At 39.6% G+C, this 20,478-nt stretch carries 16 protein-coding genes and 1 pseudogene; 1 reads left to right on the forward strand and 16 read right to left on the reverse strand.

Going from position 1 to position 20,478, the window contains the following annotated elements; all coding sequences use genetic code 11:
* Positions 1–531: 531 nt before the first annotated feature.
* Positions 532–1,746: an IS256 family transposase gene (locus tag QL919_RS12795; protein ID WP_290189870.1), complete on the forward strand. Its 1,215-nt coding sequence runs from the start codon at positions 532–534 to the stop codon at positions 1,744–1,746.
* A 61-nt stretch (positions 1,747–1,807) separates the two neighbouring features.
* On the opposite strand, the gene QL919_RS12800 is transcribed toward QL919_RS12795, so the two are convergent.
* The 16 genes and pseudogenes from QL919_RS12800 to odhB form a co-directional block, all read right to left on the reverse strand.
* The gene (locus tag QL919_RS12800; RefSeq protein ID WP_290189871.1) at positions 1,808–2,968 is read right to left on the reverse strand and encodes a hypothetical protein; all 1,161 of its coding nucleotides are present in this window, start codon (positions 2,966–2,968) and stop codon (positions 1,808–1,810) included.
* Positions 2,961–3,887, reverse strand: a complete 927-nt coding sequence (locus QL919_RS12805) for a hypothetical protein (RefSeq protein WP_290189872.1) — start codon at positions 3,885–3,887, stop codon at positions 2,961–2,963. The genes QL919_RS12800 and QL919_RS12805 overlap by 8 nt, the downstream gene beginning before the upstream one ends.
* A 120-nt stretch (positions 3,888–4,007) precedes the next feature.
* Entirely contained in the window at positions 4,008–6,956 is a 2,949-nt protein-coding gene (locus QL919_RS12810) for a hypothetical protein (RefSeq protein ID WP_290189873.1), read from the reverse strand.
* Positions 6,957–6,958: 2 nt separating this feature from the next.
* Complete coding sequence (gene pseI / locus QL919_RS12815; protein WP_290189874.1) at positions 6,959–8,023, reverse strand: pseudaminic acid synthase; 1,065 nt, start codon at positions 8,021–8,023, stop codon at positions 6,959–6,961.
* Positions 8,020–8,922 carry an NAD(P)-dependent oxidoreductase gene (locus tag QL919_RS12820; protein WP_102078638.1) on the reverse strand — a complete coding sequence of 301 codons (903 nt, stop codon included), beginning with the start codon at positions 8,920–8,922 and terminating at the stop codon, positions 8,020–8,022. The genes pseI and QL919_RS12820 overlap by 4 nt, the downstream gene beginning before the upstream one ends.
* Complete coding sequence (locus tag QL919_RS12825) at positions 8,919–10,058, reverse strand: ATP-grasp domain-containing protein (protein ID WP_290189875.1); 1,140 nt, start codon at positions 10,056–10,058, stop codon at positions 8,919–8,921. Before QL919_RS12825 ends, QL919_RS12820 begins: the two co-directional genes overlap by 4 nt.
* A gap of 8 nt (positions 10,059–10,066) precedes the next feature.
* Positions 10,067–10,753 (reverse strand): pseudaminic acid cytidylyltransferase, encoded by a 687-nt coding sequence (gene pseF / locus QL919_RS12830; RefSeq protein WP_290189876.1) that lies wholly within the window; start codon positions 10,751–10,753, stop codon positions 10,067–10,069.
* Positions 10,750–11,916, reverse strand: a complete 1,167-nt coding sequence (gene pseC / locus QL919_RS12835; RefSeq protein WP_290189877.1) for a UDP-4-amino-4,6-dideoxy-N-acetyl-beta-L-altrosamine transaminase — start codon at positions 11,914–11,916, stop codon at positions 10,750–10,752. Before pseC ends, pseF begins: the two co-directional genes overlap by 4 nt.
* Positions 11,916–12,914 carry a UDP-N-acetylglucosamine 4,6-dehydratase (inverting) gene (gene pseB, locus QL919_RS12840; protein ID WP_290189878.1) on the reverse strand — a complete coding sequence of 333 codons (999 nt, stop codon included), beginning with the start codon at positions 12,912–12,914 and terminating at the stop codon, positions 11,916–11,918. Before pseB ends, pseC begins: the two co-directional genes overlap by 1 nt.
* Before the next feature lie 141 nt (positions 12,915–13,055).
* Positions 13,056–13,655 (reverse strand): annotated as a pseudogene (locus QL919_RS12845) (IS630 family transposase); the annotation flags it as partial.
* A 24-nt stretch (positions 13,656–13,679) separates the two neighbouring features.
* Entirely contained in the window at positions 13,680–13,904 is a 225-nt protein-coding gene (locus tag QL919_RS12850; RefSeq protein WP_290189879.1) for a helix-turn-helix domain-containing protein, read from the reverse strand.
* Positions 13,905–14,023: 119 nt separating this feature from the next.
* On the reverse strand, positions 14,024–15,076 hold the full coding sequence (gene galE, locus QL919_RS12855; RefSeq protein WP_290189880.1) for a UDP-glucose 4-epimerase GalE: 1,053 nt from the start codon (positions 15,074–15,076) through the stop codon (positions 14,024–14,026).
* Between the two features lie 97 nt (positions 15,077–15,173).
* On the reverse strand, positions 15,174–16,049 hold the full coding sequence (gene sucD, locus QL919_RS12860) for a succinate--CoA ligase subunit alpha (RefSeq protein ID WP_290189881.1): 876 nt from the start codon (positions 16,047–16,049) through the stop codon (positions 15,174–15,176).
* A 136-nt stretch (positions 16,050–16,185) separates the two neighbouring features.
* Positions 16,186–17,352, reverse strand: a complete 1,167-nt coding sequence (sucC, locus tag QL919_RS12865; RefSeq protein ID WP_290189882.1) for an ADP-forming succinate--CoA ligase subunit beta — start codon at positions 17,350–17,352, stop codon at positions 16,186–16,188.
* Positions 17,353–17,508: 156 nt separating this feature from the next.
* Positions 17,509–18,963, reverse strand: a complete 1,455-nt coding sequence (gene lpdA / locus QL919_RS12870; RefSeq protein WP_290189883.1) for a dihydrolipoyl dehydrogenase — start codon at positions 18,961–18,963, stop codon at positions 17,509–17,511.
* 192 nt (positions 18,964–19,155) lie between these two features.
* Positions 19,156–20,415 (reverse strand): 2-oxoglutarate dehydrogenase complex dihydrolipoyllysine-residue succinyltransferase, encoded by a 1,260-nt coding sequence (gene odhB / locus QL919_RS12875; RefSeq protein ID WP_290189884.1) that lies wholly within the window; start codon positions 20,413–20,415, stop codon positions 19,156–19,158.
* Positions 20,416–20,478: the final 63 nt, after the last annotated feature.

Genomic DNA, 20,478 nt, shown 5'->3' on the forward strand with positions numbered 1-20,478 from the left:
CATTCATAGTACGATTGGTTATGTGTCGCCTTTTGAGTTTGAGAGACGATACTATGATAGTCTTACTGAGTCAGACAAAGCTGCCTGACTCAAGCAATCCACTCTCCGATATAGTCGGGGCGGTTCAAAGTCTATATGACTCTATGCGAAAATCAACCTTTGGATATTATGTCTACATACACTTTAGACAGAAAGGATCCTAATTTGCATATTACTTACTGTTATAGCGATATACATAATGTTATGAAATATTTAGGGGCAAAGAATATATATACTGAAATAACTAAAATTGTCGACAGAGAGTTAAAGAATAAATTTGAGTTGCCAATACAAACAGACATTTTCACCCAATTAGAAGGCTACAAGTATAATAGTCAGGAAGCTATTTAATATACTCCGTAAGTTTCAGAAGTATATCTGATAGTTTAGAAGCTATTACTTGACATAAAGGTAAATAGCTTCTATTGACTATTACGGGAGTTTCCTAAAAACTGTGTAACTGCTTATAATCCATTAACAGGAGAATAAGCAATGACTACTCAATCTGACATTAAAAAACTGGCCGAGCAAATGGCTGGTAGCATGAAAAGCTTTGATGACATCAAAGACTTCCAAAAGCAGCTCATGCAATCCTTTATCGATACTGCCTTAGAGGCTGAGATGGAAGACCATCTCGGCTACCCCAAGCATGAGAAAGCAGATAAACCAAACAAGCGCAACGGACACACTAAAAAGACCGTCCGCAGTGACACAGGCGATCTTGAAATCTCTACCCCAAGAGACCGTGATAGCAGCTTTGAGCCTGTACTCGTTAGTAAGCATCAAACCCGTATCTCAGGTCTCGATGACAAGATCATATTCCTTTACGCCAAGGGTCAAACCACCACCGAGATTGTAGAGAGCATTAAAGAGCTCTACGATGTCGACATCTCAAGCTCTCTTGTCTCAAGAGTCACCGATAACATATTAGAGGACATCACTGCTTGGCAGAACCGGCCGCTGAGCAGTGTTTATCCTATCGTCTATTTGGACTGCATCGTCGTGAAGATACGTCAAGACAAGCAGATCATCAACAAAGCCATTTACCTAGCCCTAGACATCAATCTTAGCGGTAAGAAAGAGCTGCTTGGTATGTGGCTCTCAGAGAATGAAGGCGCTAAGTTCTGGCTAGGTGTTCTTACCGAGCTTCAAAACCGTGGCGTACAAGACATCTTAATCGCTTGTGTTGACGGTCTAAAGGGCTTCCCTGATGCCATTAACACCGTCTATCCAAAGGCACAGGTTCAGCTGTGTATCGTACACATGGTGCGCTATTCAATGAAGTTTGTGCCGTGGATGGATAAAAAGGCCGTAGCGGCTGATTTAAAGGCCATCTACGGCGCTGATACCCTTGAGATGGCAGAGGCCAATCTTGAGCACTTTGATGAGACTTGGGGCAAGGAATATCCGCATGTCATCAAGTCTTGGCGTAATAACTGGGAGGGCCTAACAGTGTTCTTTGAGTACCCTAAAGACATCAGAAAAGTCATATACACTACCAATACTATTGAGTCACTGAACAGTGTGATTCGGACAGCGGTGAATAAGCGTAAGGTGTTCCCATCTGATCACGCAGCTTTCAAGGTAGTCTATCTAGCAACCCAGCAGGCATCCAAAAAGTGGTCGATGCCAATCCGTAACTGGACGTCTGCTCTTAATCGCTTTATGATTATGTTTGATGATCGCATCAGCAGGCATTTAATCTAAATGGCAGTTACACAGAATCTGGGATGGTCTCACTATTACAGAGTAATAAAACCCTGAAGCATTAATTATTTACTTTCCTATTCAAATCTAGGTATTTACCCTTAAACTTTTCATTCTTATTATTTAGTAAGAATGCTAGCTTAAACGATTCTAGAGCCTTTAACTCATTACCCTCTTCTACTTGCATATTACCTCTAGCATAATAAGCTTTAGCATAGTTTGGGAATTTTTGAATTAAAATATCTAAAATATGTAGGCTAGTATTTTTATCACCTAGCATTCTAATAGCATGTGAATACTTGAATAAATAGTCTGCATTATTGGGAGCTACTATGGCGGCACTTGCTAGATAATTCGTTGCTAACTGATACTCTTCCTTCCGTAAATAACTGTCTCCAATTATATACAACGCACTTTCGAAAGCGGGAAACCTAGTGAGTATTCTTTTGGCATAAAAGATGGCCTTTTCAAAATTGGCAGAACCAAAATTCTGATATGCTTCAGCAAGGTCGGCAAACAACTCATCATCGTATAGATTGAAATTTCCTAAGTTCGAAAACAGCTCCTTTTGAACCATACCTGTAGAGACAAAATTCATCAACAATGTATATAGCTTACTAGAACGTGAAATCACAGAAGGTACGAAATGATCAGTTCCTAATAATGAGTAAACTTTAACGTTTTCAAAATCCCTTATATAACCTGCATTAATCAGGTCTTTAGGTGTAGATTCACCGATTATCATATGTATCGTTCTATCAAAATTGGATATTTTTTCTAATAGAAAATCTTTCTTTACTATATCCTGTTCCAAATTTTGAATACTTCTAGAATACGGCTCTCCCAATATAATTTCAGCTGGAAATGATAGTATATTGGCACCTAATTCTATCCCATAGTGAATAGCTGCATGACCACCCATGCTAGTTCCAACAGTGTACACCTCTTTGACATCTAAATGATTTATCCATTTTTTAAGACATAGTATTGTCTGATCCAAACTTGCTCCTAAACTTGGAATTCCATTTAAGTACCATTGATTAGAGGGATCGTTTACAAAAATGACATTCTCATCAATTTCTCTGCCTAGTTGCCAAAAATTAAATTGATTTTCTTTCATATTAATTGCAGCAAAGAAAATAACTAACTTTGACGAACTTGGTCTGACAAATATAGAATGATTATCACCTTTCAAAGGTGTTGGAAACTCACTGTTACTCATCGTTTAACAACTTGTCGAGTATTCTTTCATAGCCATGCTCATCAATAATAGTTTTTAGATTTTGTCTATGTGATTCAATTAGGCTAGGCTCACTCAAGAAACTTCTTAGATTCTCTGCAAACTTAGCATCATCAAGTTCATTAAAGTTTGAAACATATGTCATACCGCCCAACTCATCCCAACCTACACATTGATTTATTTGATTATCAGCAATAGGTATTAATAGTGCCGGAATACCTAGATAGGCAGCTTCAAATATAGTAGTTCCACCACCTAAAACTGCAAAACTACAGGTAGACATTATTTCTGCCATATTTTCAGGACTGATCATAAGCTCAATATCTTTAGAGCCATTTGAGCTTATCCAATTAGATACGTCTCCAATATTTTCATTCTTATCACTAACTACTATGGTTAATTTCCAATTATTGTCTGCAATAATTTGATAGAAGTTTTTTAAAATATAGAGAATAGCACCTCTATCACTACCGCCACCAAAAGTCATCAAGATTCTTTTTTGCTTGTGGCACTTTTTGAGCTCATCATTAAAGAATATTGGTCGCAATATGCAGTATTGAGGACCTAACAAAAACTCTACATCGTTATACAAAACATCTTTTTTATAGAATTCCGCTCTTTCATGTGGGCTACCGTTTACTACCAGATTAGCCGCAAAATTTTGCTTTTTACTAGCATCATATTGCTGAACGATCCTTACATTTTCTTCGCGCAATCTTTTCTGATGTTCTCCATCAGATCGATAATCATCAATAATAATATGCTTTGAATTGTATTTTTTCAAAACACTAAGATGAAAGTCAGCTTCACTTTCAGAGCTTAACCAACTCTCTCTGGGAATCCATTCAAGAAAATTGGTTTCGTCAGTTTTATCTTTTAAGCTAAGAGGTGGGCCAATCATAATCACGCCATACCCTCTTTTGCATAGCTCCGTAGCAAGCACTCTGCATCTGACCAAATGGCCAAATCCAACGTTAGTACTTGCTAAACATCTTATAACGACTATATCCAATTTATAATCCTATTCAATAATTTCTAATGCAAGCTTTCTCACGTTCTGATCACCCTTAGTCAAATAACGATTTACATCTTTATTAAACCAGTATGGAGGATAAAGAACTTTATTGGTGACAGGCCTTGAGTGATATCTGTAGTCCGTCGTAAACAGACTACTCCCCATATAAAAAAGCCATAATGCTGATTTGTATCTCAACTCATCGTCACAGTCAAGTCCGACTTCACCTTTTAACATTTGTTCGAAATGCAATCTATCGTTTGGCGAAGGGTGCCCGACCGGGTAGTCGACCGTTCCGAAATGTCCACATAGAATAGCGGGTATATCCATTACACCTAGCTCAATACTAGACGTACCGTTATAAACGATTGCAAAGTCTATCAAATCTTTCAAGTCATGCATTTTGAACCAATTATGGTCTAGAAATATTACATTCTGGTTTTCTTCCTGAATAATATCTCTAAATACGGCATTCCCAAATGTTGAAATTTGCTGATTTAATTCATGTGGATGAGGCTTGATAAGTAGTAATGTATCTGTGCCATTAACCGTTTCAATAGAATGATTGATCCAGTCCTTCATATCTGAATGTGCAGCACCTCCATCAAATGGAACTCCTGAATCATAGACAACCTTGCCAAATGCACAAACTACTTTTTTGCCAGCTGCTCTCCAACTATTAATGTATTGAATAGCAGCTCTCTTCTCAACAGAATCGTCATCATAAGAGACGGATCTCTTTACATTTGTAACGCCACTTACCGTTTCTAAAATCTCTTCAGCACGATATTTGTTTTCTTGGTAGAAAACTTCAAACTCCTCTGGTAATGGGAAGCTAGCAGACCGTGTATGAGGGTACTTCGTCATATTTCTAACAACACACTTAGAAGATATATTAGTAGAGAAGTTAGAAAAGTAGTTTTGATATCCATTTGCAGAATGTATGCAAAAGAAATCTTTAGGATCTCCGTATTCCTCGCAATAAAAACGATAGAGTGCATCTGGTAATCTTGCATTAAACTGTACGATAAAACCGATTCTTAATCCAATATCGTCTTTTAGCTTATGAATATTGTCTAAAACAGTCGCTGCCGACTTTGTTGTAGTGTAAATATTTTCTAAGTAGTTGTTTAATGCTGGGCAAGTGTAATCTACGTCATAGATACGTTTGTTAATAGCTGATTCTTCCCACAAAACATGAGATAGATCAATATCTTTCCACTGCATTTTACCTTGACTCAAATTGATATCGAATTCTGCATCAAGTTCAAGCTTAGAGTCCCTCTTTATTTCTCGATTCATCGTTATGACATCGATGAACTCATTGATGTATACATTGTTCGTTTTTTCTGTCGGCAAAAGACCTTCTGATAAAGGTATGACGGCCCAACCCAATCTTTTAAGCTCCATGAGAAGAACGATAGGCGTTTTTCTCAACTGCTCTATAGATCTTGGAGTAATAAAAATTACTCCCTGTGGATTTTTGGGCTGTGGAATACTTTGATACAGTACGGCCGTATCCTTCAAAAATTTAAGCTCGCCTGACCGTTTGACCAACGACCAACTAGTATACGGACATAAATTATGACTCCGAGATAAGAGAGAAATGTGAACTCCTCTAGTTATCTCTTCTGCTTCTTCAAACTTTTTAAGTCTATGAAGAATTTTTACATAAGAAAGAGCACTCTTTGACTCCCGTACTTTTCTTGGCTGCTTTGAAAAGAATTCATAAGCTAATTGATACTCTTCTGCTAATATAGCCCAATCCAGAAAATGCTGAATATCTGATGCATGCTGAGGTTTTTTATCATTTAAATTCAGTATTTTTTTAGATATTTCATAATTGTCTTTACCATCTTCCATAAGTGCAAAGGCGGCAGTCCATACTGTTGACTGACCTGCATCTGACATTGCGATTTGAATAATTGCCTCTTTAGCCGGTCTATATATAGCATCCTGCCCCAAAGACCTTCCTACATTCATTATTGTTCTTAGAGTTTTTACATTTTTCAAGGTTCTGTCTAGCAAAGATTGATTAACAAACTCGTTAATTTCATCCTCTAATGAAACATATAAAGCTATCGCCAACTCATAGTTTTGATGATAGCTAGGAAGACGCCTAATACCTTCTCGCCTTAAAGCATAAATAACTTTGAGCTTTTTATCTAAAGTCTTTGCTTTATCAAATGCTAATTGACATATATTCAAATAATCATGATGAAGCTTACCCTGCAAATATGGCTCAGCATAAAATAGAATAAGATCAGAGGTCAACTCAGGATCTTCTAAGTCATGATCGGATAACAAGAACTCTAACTCATCGTAATTTTTGTTCTTTAAATTATCACCATCTGCCCACTTCATATTTTCTCTTGCTACAAGATCGAGAACTCTCCAAACCTTTAGCAAGGCCACTAATTGTTTATCTCTGACCTTAATATTTTTAGCTTTATTTAATTTGAGCTCTACAACTTTACTTGAAATTAAATCAGATGCTTCTTCAAACCTCTCTTGCTTAGCTAGAGAGATAACTGACAAATATATCAGTAGAATACTATCAGGGTTATTGCCTATCAGTCTTTCAGCAACTGCGCCTAAGTCTTTTAGGCCTTCTTCTGAGTTCAATAGCTTTTCAAGATGCAAACCATATTTTCTTTGAGAAGTAACCCGTAGCTGCTCATTACTTACCAACTCTTGCAATGTTTCTTCTATATCATGACTAGGACTTTGATTCACTTTAGTGATTAAGAAATCTTTGGCCTTAAAAAACTCTAATTCTTTAGCTTTTAAGAACTCTTTTGCTTTCGAGAACTCTTTAGAATCCAAGAGTTCTTTTACTTTTGCAAACTCCTTCTTCTCTAAAAAATTATTCGTCTCCAAGATTTCTTTCGCCTTAGAAAACTCTTTAGATTTTAAAAGACTTTTTTTTGCTTTTTTGAGCCAGTAATGAGTCATAATCAATTCTCTAATTTATTCCAATCTAACGGTGTGCCTATACTCATATCTGATGCAGCCCTTTTACCAATTACTTTATCAAAATATTTCGGTGCTAAACCATGTCCCGGTCTTATTCTTCTAATATTTTCACTTGTAATCAATTCACCAGCTTTGATATCACTAACAACATAAATAGATCTTCTATTTTTTCTTGCTAGTGTATCAGCATCACTTACTCCGTAAGATACACAACCCATAGCCTCAGCAGCAGTTTTGCATTCAGTCACAAGCTGTTTAAACTGGCTCGGTGCCAAAGAGAATGCTGCATCGATGCTACCCTCATCATCTTCTAGCTTAAAATGTTTTTCAATAACAGTTGCACCTAGCGTTGTAGCAGCTATTGCAGCACCTATGCCTAGCGTGTGGTCAGACAAACCCACCTGACAACCAAACAACTCTCTCATATGGGGAATGGTTCTTAAATTTGCTTCTGATGCAGGAGCTGGATAACTACTAGTACACTGTAAAAGCGTCAGCTGAGAGCAGCCATTTTTTAGAGCAGTATTCACAGCTAGGTCGATTTCAGAAATAGATGCCATTCCAGTAGAGATAATCATTGGTTTCTTTGTTTGAGCAACATATCTAATCAAAGGAATATCAACACATTCAAAAGAAGCAATTTTATAAGCTGGAACCTCTAACGACTCTAGAAGGTCTACTGCCTCTTCATCGAAAGGAGTGCTAAAACATAAAACATTTTTTTCACGTGCTCTATCAAATATAGCCTTGTGCCACTCATACTTTGTTTGGGCTTCTTCATATAAGTCGTAAAGTCTTCTGCCATACCATAATGACTTTTTGTTAGTCACTTTGAAATGGTCGTGATCTAAATTTAAGGTCATCGATTCTGGTGTAAAGGTTTGCAACTTTAGAGCGTCTACACCTGTTTGTGAAGCGTGATCGACAATCTTTAGTGCTTGTTCTAATGAGGCCCCGTGGTTCCCTGACATTTCTGCAATGATAAACGGAGTTGGATCATTTGCTTTAGCGTCACCTTTGTATAGAGCTTCCTTCAATGTATTCATTTCAACTCCTTATTTGCATTATAAGTATTTCTCATATCAACTAAAGCCTCTTTTAAATTAAACTTAGGTGTCCAATTTAATTGATTCTCTATTTTCTGAGTTGATAGAAAATTATCTACGTTTCTAATTTTTATATTTGAGATGATTTCAATGTTATCAGTATTATCAAAAACTTCATTAACTGTTTCTGCCATTTCTAAAATAGAGTATGCTTTACCACCGCCAACATTAAAAGTACCTGCTACTTCTTTAGTAATGGATAAGATTATTGCTTCAACAACATCCTTAACATACACCTCATCCAAATAAAACTCGTTATCTTGGGCGGTAAGCTTTTCTTTGTTTCTAGCTAACTTTACAAACCTCATCAAGACTGGAGAGTCCTTTTCTCCTACACCAAAACACTGAGACAGTCTAAAAATAGTACTTTTGACATTGTTTTTTTGACAGTAATAGGTGACTAGCTGCTCCCCCATTAACTTTGACAATCCATATATAGTATTGGGATGTGTAACCGCATCTTCTAAATATGGCGTTCTATCCATTTCGGAATATATTCCAATGGTAGAAGTCAGAACAACTTGCCTGATTTTTGCCTCACATGCTGCTAAAAGCAAGTTTTCGGTCATCTTTATATTGGAATCAATAAAGCCACTTAGCTTAGGTTTTTCTTCACTTCTAGTTAATCTTTGACCAGCTAAGTGAACCAACACATCACCTTCTCGAAAAATATTTTCTAGACTATTTAGCTCATAGTCTGTCTGAACAAAACTTACGCTTTGATTCTCACCATTTTTTTCGTTACTTCTCGTTAAGCAGATAATTTCAAAATTCTGCTGAGCGGACTCAACTAAATGCCTACCAATAAAACCTGTCGCACCTGTGACTATGAGTCTCATTCATCTTCCCACTTATCTTTTGGAAATTCAGCAACGTAGTAACCTACTACTTCTTTTTTGCCATTGATGATATTAATCGCTTCTCCATTAGAGTATCTATATTCATGATATAGAGCATCTACTGGAATAGGGAAACGTTCTTCTTCAAATGTTTGACTCGGTTGTGAATGTTGAAAAATCAATTCGTAGTATTTATTATCTTTCAATTGCACACGCTGCATACTTTGATGCTTATTTAATAACACCTCAATTGTTTCAACTAGAAAGCTTCTATTTGTGGCATGCTGAATAAGTCTCCACATGTGACAGCCATCCAATCTCGGAGCGATTTCGATAATTTTGACTCCGTTCGTAGTCGCTTTCATTTGAAAATATAAAGGTCCGTTTTCAATTTCTAATGCTTTTACTACATTAGAAACCAATTCAACAGCTTCTTTCTTAGTATCTTCGTCAATGTTTACACAAGGAATTAGATGTCCTATTGGTATACCAAAATATTCATCGTTATAAGTTAAACGTTCAGATAGTATGTCAAATACAATTTGGCCTTCTGAAACTAGCACATTACACGATATCTCCACTCCATCTAGAAAGTCTTCAATCACTGCAGTGTTGTTTGACGAAAATTGTTTAGCATTTATAACTGAGTTCTTTAGCTCATAAGCATTGTTAACTTTTTTTACACCTCGCTGACCTTGTGCATTAGATGGCTTTACGATACATGGGAACGTATTCCATTTGTTACTGTCATCAATGTCATCAACTTCTACATAGTTAACAATACTAAGCTCAATGTTATTCAAAAAACTTCTTAAATCTTGCTTATTATCAAGTAATCGGATTAGCTCTTCTGAATAAAAAGTAGGCAAGTTGAGTTTGCTAGACACCTGTACTACTGATTTAATCGCTGTATCTGATGATACTGAATATACTAAGTTAACATTATTATCTACTGCTATCTTTGATACTGCTTCAATATCACGAATGTCAACTTCATAGAATTTGTCTGTGTATTTAACGCCAACTTCATCAGATCTATTTGAACAACCAATAACATACCAACCCAACTCTTTCATTGTTTTGATTAAATCAAGTTGCCCTGAGTTTGTACCCAGAATTAATATTGTATTATTCATTATTTGTCCTATCTATTGATTAGCTGATACATATATTCGGCTCTTTCCCAATCTTCTAATGTATCAATATCTTGTACGAAATGTCTTGGTATAACTATCCCGGCACTATCAGAGCCAAACATGTTTTTTGTAGAGGTAGTTTTTAGATTTCTCCAGTAGAACTGACCTGCATCTTGATAAGCCTCTTCCAAATCTTGGCTACGACTACTGAAGTTTTCTGGCCAAAACATTTCGCATCGATCATCATGATCTAATTTGAAGGTTCTTTGTATAGGAAATGGCATTGTAGTACAGCTAAAGACATTTACGACATCTGAGTTGTTTAGTTTGTTATAACCTTCTACAAGATACTTTTCTTGAAGAAGTGGTGCTGTAGCGTAGATGGTACAGAGGTAGTCATAGTCAAGGCCATTTTCATTTAAATAATGGATAAAATGATTTATCACATCTTTCGTTGTTGCAAAGTCATTACTAATTTCTTCAGGCCTTAAAAAAGGGATTTCAGCACCATATTCTTTGGCTACAGCTGCAATTTCCTCGTCGTCTGTAGATACAATCACCTTGTCAAAACAGCCACTTTCCAATGCTGCTTCGATAGAATAAGCAATGATTGGCTTCCCACAAAAATCTTTTATATTCTTCCGAGGGATACGTTTACTTCCACCACGAGCAGGGATCAAGGCAACACTAGTCATATTAAAACACTCCCTAACGTCTGCACTACATATTCTTGCTGCTCCTCTGTCAAATCGGGATACATAGGCAGACTAATTGCTTCTGAATAGTATAACTCCGCCTCAGGAAAATCACCTGCCTTAAATCCTAGATTTTGCTGGTAATAAGGCTGTAGATGCACTGGGATATAATGCAGGTTGACACCAATATTAGCAGCTCGCAACTCATCAAATACTTCTTTATGAGATTTTTGAATCTGGTTAGTTTTGAGGCGTATTACATACAGATGTAGCCCAGAATATCCTTCTGAATGCTGATAAGGCGTTACTATGGGTAGTTCAGCTAATAAGTTGTCATAGTTATTGGCAAGCTGATGGCGCTTATCAGTGATAGCGCTAAGACGCTTTATTTGTGAGACACCTAATGCAGCCTGCATTTCAGTCATGCGATAGTTAAAACCAAGCATCACTTGTTGATAGTACCAAGAACCATCTGGCTCATGAGTCATCAACTCAGAATCACGCGTGATACCATGACTGCGTAGCAACTCCATCTTTTGTGCCAAGTCTTTGCTATTGGTAGTAGCTACGCCGCCTTCAGCAGTCGTAATGATTTTGACTGGATGAAAACTAAAAATAGTAATGTTCGAATACTGGCAATTACCTATTGGCTGATTTTTATACCTACCACCTATAGCGTGTGAGGCATCTTCAATAATAAAAAAGCCATATTCCTTAGAAAGCTCATAGATGCCTTCCATATCGCAAGGCTGACCACATAGATGGACAGGAATAACTACTTTAGGTAGCTTACCTTCTGCTTTAGCAATTTGCAGCTTTTCTCTTAAAGCTTGAGTGGATAAGTTATAAGTCTGAGGGTCAATATCTACAAAATCTACAATAGCGCCACAGTATAAGGCACAGTTTGCTGATGCCACGAATGTAATAGGTGTCGTCCAAACGATATCATCTTTACCCACACCTAAAGCCAAACATGCTACGTGCAAAGCAGATGTGGCACTATTCATTGCCAGAGCATATTCAACGTTGCACTGTTCTTTGATAGCGTCTTCAAACTCAGGAACCTTTGGCCCCTGAGTAAGAAAATCGGATTCTAATACCTCAACAACAGCACTGATATCTTCTTTAGTGATATTTTGGCGACCATACGGTATGAAATTCATTATATTTTACCAATTCTATCTTTATTTTCTTGTATCCAAGACTCAAGCTCTTCTCTTGGCATCCATTCAGTATTGTTATCACTTGAATAAACAAAACCTTCTGGTACTTTTTTACCATCTTTCACACGTTCTGGTGAATTACCCCAGTTATTGATCGTCGGTAATATCTTAAAGTGCTCAGCGTATTCATAAGTATAATAAGAGTCTTCAGCGCCGATCATTTGCTCATGTAGTTTTTCACCTGGTCTAATACCTATAATCTTAGTTTGAGCTTCTGGTGCTACGGCTTTAGCGACATCCATGATATTCATTGATGGAATTTTCTTAACATAGATCTCTCCACCTTCCATGTCTTCAAAAGCATGCCATACAAGCTCAACACCTTCTTGTAAAGTAATCATAAAACGTGTCATACGGTCATCAGTGATAGGTAGCTCACCTTTCTCCTTAATCGATAGGAAGAATGGAATAACCGATCCACGTGAACCCATGACATTGCCGTAACGTACTACAGCAAATTTTGTGGGATGCTGACCACTATAAGCATTTCCTGCTACAAATAATTTGTCGGAAGTAAGTTTAGTAGCACCATATAAGTTGATAGGGCTACTTGCTTTGTCAGTTGATAATGCAACTACACGCCTTATCCCTTTATCAATACAAGCATCGATTAAGTTCATTGCTCCATGCACGTTAGTTTTTACACATTCAAAAGGATTATATTCAGCAGTTGGCACAATTTTTGTAGCAGCCGCATGTACAACATAATCAACACCATCTAGCGCACGATATAGTCTTTCTTTATCTCTTACGTCTCCGATAAAAAACCTTACCCGTGGATCATCTTGGAAAAGCTTTGCCATTTCCCATTGTTTCATTTCATCTCTCGAAAAGATAATAATTTTTTTAGGATTATATTTTTCAAGAGTCATGGGTATAAATTTATGGCCAAAAGAACCCGTTCCACCAGTTACTAAAATCGTTGAGTTGCTAAGCATTTCCTTTCCTTGAGTCTTTGGATGTATTTTAATAAAGCCCAATAATAATGGGACTACCTTATTTTTTCAATGTATTTCTAGTATATGACTGTCGCTAAGCAACATATCTTTTATTAATTACATAGTCATAGACTGTTATAGTCACTGCACTACAAAAGAGTTATGTTTTGGATGAATATCATAAAACAATTTAGATAAGTCATTTTCCATCCAGCCTTGGCGTAGAGACTTCACTTGAGCCCACTTCTTCTCGATAGGGTTCAGATCAGGACTGTAGGGTGGTAGCCATAGAATGCGATGGCCGTGTCTATTCAATAGTTTTTGAATACGCTTATTTTTATGAAAAGTAGCGTTATCCATGACAATCACACATTTTTTCTTAAGCTTTAGTATCAGCGTGAACTTGCACCAGTGATAGAAAACCTCTTTATTAATGTTGGTCTTTAAGCAATCGAGTGCAAACAGCATTTTGCCATAGAGCGCACCAATGACATTGGTTCTATCTTTGGCTTGCCAGTTATAACGGTCAATGCAAGGGCTACCAATAGGCGCGTAACCATAACGGCGTATCGTCTCACTTTCAAAGCTACTCTCATCCATGTAGATAATAGCAAAGCCCTGAGCGATGTAGTGGTTAAGCTTGGCCAGATAAGTCGATCTTCTCACAGGACAGGCTTTGGGATGCTCAAGTGTCTTTTTTTTGCTAATACCAATACGCTTTAAGGCTTTACTAATACCTGTTGGGCTACATCTGAAATGCTGGGCTCACTCATAATGGTAATCGTTAGGGTGGTCTTTGACATCTTGAGCTAGGGCTTCATCCTCTATTTTGTAGGGCTTGATGTCTCGAGTGGTTTTACTGTGGAGACGCTTTTTCCACTTCTGGATGGTCGTTGGACTGATATCATAGAAAACAGCAGCTTCAGCAAAGGTCATGCCCTCATCTAAGCTTTTTAAAACTTGTTTGCGATAGTCTAGGGAGTAAGTCATGGTCATTTATACTGATAATCGTTTAGTCGATTTATTTTATAGCACTTTTATGGTCAGGTGAATATTCTTCTTACTTTAATTCCCTTTGCTACTTTTGCAAGAGGTCTAATCTATATTATTCATTTATAACCGTTTGGATTCTTGCTCTGCCACCGCCAAGTATCTTGGCACATCTCAGTGATAGATAGCTTGGCTTGCCAACCTAATAACTCTTTGGCTTTATCCGCACTGGCATAGCAGCTGGCAATATCCCCTGCACGGCGGGCAGCGAATTGATAAGGGATGGGCTGTTTAGAGACTTTGGTAAACGCTGCAACCAGATCTAATACTGAGGTGCCTTTACCCGTTCCTAGATTAATAGGTAGAAAACCGACTGAGCCAGTTGTATCCGAACCGCTTTTTGAGCTGGTTTGTTGCTGTAAATAATTTAGCGCTGCAACATGACCTTGCGCTAAATCAGTGACATGGATAAAGTCACGGACACCTGTACCATCGATGGTAGGATAGTCATTACCAAAAATACTGAGCTTTTCAAGCTTCCCGACTGCCACTTGCGAGATATAAGGCATTAGGTTATTCGGGATATCGTTTGGATCTTCGCCTATCTGTCCTGAAGGATGCGCCCCTACTGGATTAAAGTATCTAAGAGCAATCAGATTCCAACTAGCATCGGATACCGCTAAATCTTCGAGAATATACTCCACAGCAAGCTTGCTTTGTCCATAGGGATTGGTACAAGAGCGCTGCGAGGTTTCATCGATAGGCAGAGTTTCAGGATCGCCGTAGACAGTGGCAGATGATGAGAAGACTAGGTTTTTGACGTTATACTCTGCCATGACCTCTAGTAAAGTAATGCTGCCACTGACGTTGTTATTATAATATAACAATGGCTTAGCGACGGATTCACCTACTGCTTTTAGTCCAGCGAAATGAATAACACCGAAAAAATCATGTTCGGCGAAGACTTGTTTGAGTGTCTCAGTATCACGGATATCACCTTCAATAAACTCAATCGGCTGAGCAATCAGGGTAGAGACACGATTGATCGCTTCACGGCTACTGTTAGATAAGTTATCGTATACAACAATATCATAGCCTGCTTCATGCAGTGCAATACAAGTGTGAGTGCCAATATATCCAGCACCGCCAGTTATCAATACTTGGTTTTTCATAGTATTTTTTGCATAAAAAAAAGACACCTCATTGTAGAGGTGTCCTTGCTTTTTTTCAATGTAGTTTTAGTAATCAGACTGTAGGCTTATGCCTAACTTACCAACCAGTAACTTCTTTCAGCTTATCACCGATTTTAGCTGGATCGCGAGTATACGCGATGCCTGCATCTTCAAAAGCTTTAAATTTCTCTTCAGCAGTACCTTGACCACCAGAGATGATAGCGCCAGCATGACCCATACGCTTGCCTTCTGGAGCAGTTACACCAGCAATATAGCCAACCACTGGCTTAGTAACATGGTCTTTGATATAAGCAGCAGCTTCTTCTTCAGCAGTACCGCCGATTTCACCGATTAGAATGATGGCTTCAGTCTGTGGATCGTCTTGGAATAGTTTTAATGCATCAATCTGGTTCATACCAGGGATAGGATCACCACCGATACCGATACAGGTTGACTGACCAAAGCCAAGCTTAGTGGTCTGCGCAACCGCTTCATACGTTAGTGTACCAGAACGTGAGATGATACCCACTTTACCTGGCAGATGGATATGACCTGGCATGATACCGATTTTGCACTGACCTGGAGTAATAACGCCTGGGCAGTTAGGACCAACCATGCGTACGCCGTCTGCTTCCTCGATATAACGCTTGGCTTTTAGCATGTCGATAGTCGGTACGCCTTCAGTGATCACAACGATCAGCTTCACGCCTGCATCTACTGCTTCAACAATAGAGTCTAGTACGAATGGTGCTGGTACATAGATAACTGAGGCGTCAGCTTGAGTCGCTTCCATCGCTTCAGCCATGGTGTTGAATACTGGTAGACCTAGATGCGTTTGACCGCCTTTACCTGGCGTTACACCGCCAACGACTTTAGTACCGTATTCCATAGCTTGTTCAGAGTGGAACGTACCATTTTTACCAGTGAAGCCTTGTACCAATACTTTGGTATCTTTATCAATTAATACACTCATTGTTTTTTCCTTGTATTCGGTTGTCTTGTAATGGCAGTTTACTATCTTATGTCTCGTTAAATACTAACGATGCTCAATTGACTATAAACTGCCATCACGCTTTGACTACTATGTTTAAGCACCTAAATGGATAGGTTTATGCTTGAACAGCATCGACAATTTTTTGTGCAGCGTCTGCTAGACCTTGGGCTGAGGTTAGTTTTAGACCAGACTCTTCTAGAATCTGCAAGCCCAATTCAGCGTTGTTACCTTCTAGGCGTACAACAACTGGTACTTGTACGTCGACTTCTTTAACGGCAGCGATAATGGCTTCTGCAATCATGTCACAACGTACGATACCGCCAAAGATGTTGATTAGAACACCTTCAACACTGCTGTCTTCTAGAATGATTTTGAACGCTTCTACAACGCGATCTTTAGTTGCACCGCCGCCAACGTCCAAGAAGTTAGCAGGCTTGCCGCCATACAGTTTGATAATATCCATCGTCGCCATTGCAAGACCAGCACCGTTTACCATACAACCGATGTTACCTTCTAGGGCAACATAGTTTAGGTCAAATTCAGCGGCTTTTAGCTCACGCTCATTTTCTTGTGTTTTGTCTTGTAGCGCTGCGATTTTTGGTAAGCGATACAATGCGTTTGAGTCGATACCAATTTTGCCATCAACACAAACGATTTCGCCATTTTCGCGAACTGCTAGCGGGTTGACTTCAAGTAATGCAAAGTCGTTTTCGATAAATGCTTGATAAGCACCAGTCATGATTTTTACAAACTGGTTGATTTGCTTGCCTTCAAGACCTAGCTTAAATGCAACATCACGTGCTTGGTAAGGCATGAGACCTACTAATGGATCTACGCTTACTTTAAAGATTTTTTCTGGTGTCTCGTTAGCCACTTCTTCGATATCAACACCACCTTCGGTTGATGCCATGAAAGTCACGCGACGAGTAGAACGGTCAACAACGGCACCAAGATATAGCTCAGTCTGTACTGGGTACATGTCTTCTGCAACCAATACAAAGTTAACTGGTTGGCCATCAGCATCGGTCTGGAACGTCACTAGGTTAGTACCGATAAGCTCTTCAGCCACTTGCTTGGCTTCTTCACGAGTTTTAACCAGCTTAACACCACCAGCTTTACCACGGCCACCAGCATGTACCTGCGCTTTAATCACAGCAATGTCAGTTGGCGTCTTGTCAAAAGCAGCTGCAGCTTCGTCGCCGTTATGGGCAATGATGCCTTCTTGAATTGGCAAACCGTAGCTTTTTAATAGCTCTTTTGCTTGATACTCATGTAAATTCATTGATTGTATCCTTTATTTTTTACAATTAATAAAAAGTGAAAACAAGTGCGCACATATACATATGAAACATGCATTTGGCGCACTTATGATCGCGGTGAACGCTATAACCACCCCACCGCAATCAGGTTATAAGTCGGTACTTATCAAACTAACTACTTATTTCTTGCGCTTTTTACGCTGAATGGCGTGAATAGCACGGCCATCTGCAGATAGAGCGGCTTCATGTACGGCTTCTGAAATCGTTGGATGCGCGAACGTCATCAATTGCAAATCTTCAATACTAGAAACAAATTCCATCGCAATCATACCTTGATGGACGATATCACCAGCACCAGCAGAGATAGCATGCATACCTAACAGACGGTCTGTTTTGGCATCAGCAACCACTTTAATAGACCCTTGCGCTTCGCTTTGAGCGAGTGCACGGCCATTTGCCGCTAGGTTAAATGAGCCTGTTTTGACTTCATAACCGGCTTCTTCAGCTTCTTGTTCAGTCAAGCCAACCCATGCGATTTCTGGATGCGTGTAGATGACATTAATAATAGTGTCGTAGTTGACCTGAGCTTTTTCGCCATGGATACGCTCGACGGCCATCATGCCCTCTTCCATTGCTTTATGCGCAAGCATTGGACCACGGACTAAATCACCAATAGCGTAAACGCCATCAAGATTGGTTTTGCACTGATCATCGACGTCGATAAGACCGCGTTCAGTCAAGGTGATACCACTGTTTTCGCCAAGCAGTTTTTCAGAGTATGCACGGCGACCAACACAGACAATTAGCTTATCAAAGCTTTCATCCGAGGCTTCACCTTTGGCTTCGCTAGTAACGACAACTTGATCGCCTTTCACTTCAGCATTGGTTACTTTGGTATCAACACGGATATCAAGACCTTGCTTTTTCAGCATTTTACCCGCTTCTTTCGCGATGTCTTTGTCAGCGGCTGCTAGGAAACTTGGAAGCGCTTCATAAACCACGACTTCCGCACCCAAGCGACGCCATACAGAGCCAAGCTCAAGACCGATAACACCAGCACCGATGACGCCTAAACGCTTGGGTACTTCAGTGAAATCAAGCGCGCCAGTAGAATCAACGATACGGTCGCCATCGGTTTTTGCCACAGGAATATCGATAGGTACAGAACCTGCCGCAAGAATGACGTTTTTAGCAGTGATGGTCGTTTCACTGTCGTCTTCTAATGCAGTAAATTTAACTTTTTTGTCCGCGCCTTTACCATCTTCCAACGTGCCCCAGCCTTGTAGCCAGTCAACGCCATTGCCTTTTAATAGTGCTGCAACACCACCAGTCAACTGCTTGACGATGCCTTCTTTACGAGCAATCATTTGCTCGATATCGATAGCGACGTCACCAGTGCTGATGCCATGCTCTTCAAGGTCATGCTTGGTCGCTTCATAACGATGTGAGCTATCAAGCAAGGCTTTTGATGGGATACAGCCGACGTTTAAGCAAGTACCGCCAAGTGCTGGCTCGCCTTTATAAGTACGTTTTTCGATACAAGCAACGCTCATACCCAGTTGGCCTGCACGAATCGCTGCTTCGTAGCCGCCAGGACCGCCGCCGATAACGACTAGATCATAATTATCTTTCATAGTACGTTCCTATTTTCTAATTTTATTTAGGACTTAAGTGATTGATTGTACTGTTGATAAACTGATGAAAATCTCACTCTATAACCAATACGTTATTTGAGTGAAACCCTTTCTTTATTCATCGACAGAAACAATCACCACCACCAAAGTTAAAAAGCTTGTATCAGCGATTGCCAATACAAGCTTAGAAGCTTACAGGTCTAATAGAAGCATGGTAGGATCTTCGACCAATTCTTTTAGCGTCACTAAGAATTGTACTGCCTCTTTACCATCAATCATACGGTGGTCATAAGACAGTGCAAGATACATCATTGGTAGGATTTTCACTTCACCATTAACCGCCATTGGGCGATCGTTGATGGCATGCATACCCAGGATAGCGGTTTGCGGTGGGTTCAAAATAGGCGTTGACATGAGTGAGCCAAATACACCACCGTTAGAGATAGTGAATGTACCACCAGTCATCTCGTCTAAACCAAGCTTACCTTCTTGGGCACGACCACCTAACTCACGGATTTTAGCTTCAACATCTGCCATGCTCATGCGATCGGTATCACGTAGTACTGGAACCACTAGACCACGATCTGAAGATACCGCAACACCGATATCATAGAAACCATGATAAACGATGTCATCACCGTCTAATGAAGCGTTCACTGCTGGGAAGCGCTTAAGGGCTTCAGTCGCCGCTTTTACGAATAACGACATAAAGCCTAAACGGACACCATGACGCTTTTCAAACTGTTCTTTATACTTAGCACGCATGTCCATCAACGGCTTCATGTTAACTTCGTTAAACGTTGTCAACATCGCAGTTTCTTGCGTCGCTGACAATAGACGCTCAGCCACACGCTTACGTAGACGAGTCATTGGAACGCGTTTTTCAGTACGCTCGCCTGTTGATTCAGCGACTGGACGACCACTGTCAGACTTGATAGAGCTGTCCGCTTTTAGCGTTGGATTAGCCATATCAGTCTTGGTCACACGACCACCGCGACCGCTGCCTTCGACGTTTTTAGGATCTACGCCACTTTCTTTGGCTGCTTTACGCACGGCTGGGCTTTGATCTTTATGATCGGCTTCGTCTTTTTTATCAGTTGCTTGGACTGGCTCACCGCCATCCGTACCTTGTTTGGCTTGAACCGGAGCTGCTGGCTGATCTGGGTTCACGGCAGGAGCATCATCTGAGCCAGAATCGCTGTCAGCACTGCCAGTTGCGCCTGCTTCGAACTCTGCGATTAGCTCGTCAGATAGCACGGTGTCGTCAACTTGCTTAACGATTTTGGTCACAACACCATCATCAGGCGCCACAACTTCTAGTACCACTTTATCGGTTTCAATTTCGGCCAATAGGTCATCACGGTTTACTTGCTGACCTTCAGTGACATGCCATTCAACGATTGTGCCATCGGCAACCGATTCTGGAAAAACGGGGGCTTTGATATCAGCCATCGATATACTCCTTAGATTTGGATATTCATATTTATTATTAAGTCGTGATAGGCAGTCAATACC

The organism is Psychrobacter sp. APC 3426 (assembly GCF_030408035.1).
Lineage (GTDB): Bacteria > Pseudomonadota > Gammaproteobacteria > Pseudomonadales > Moraxellaceae > Psychrobacter.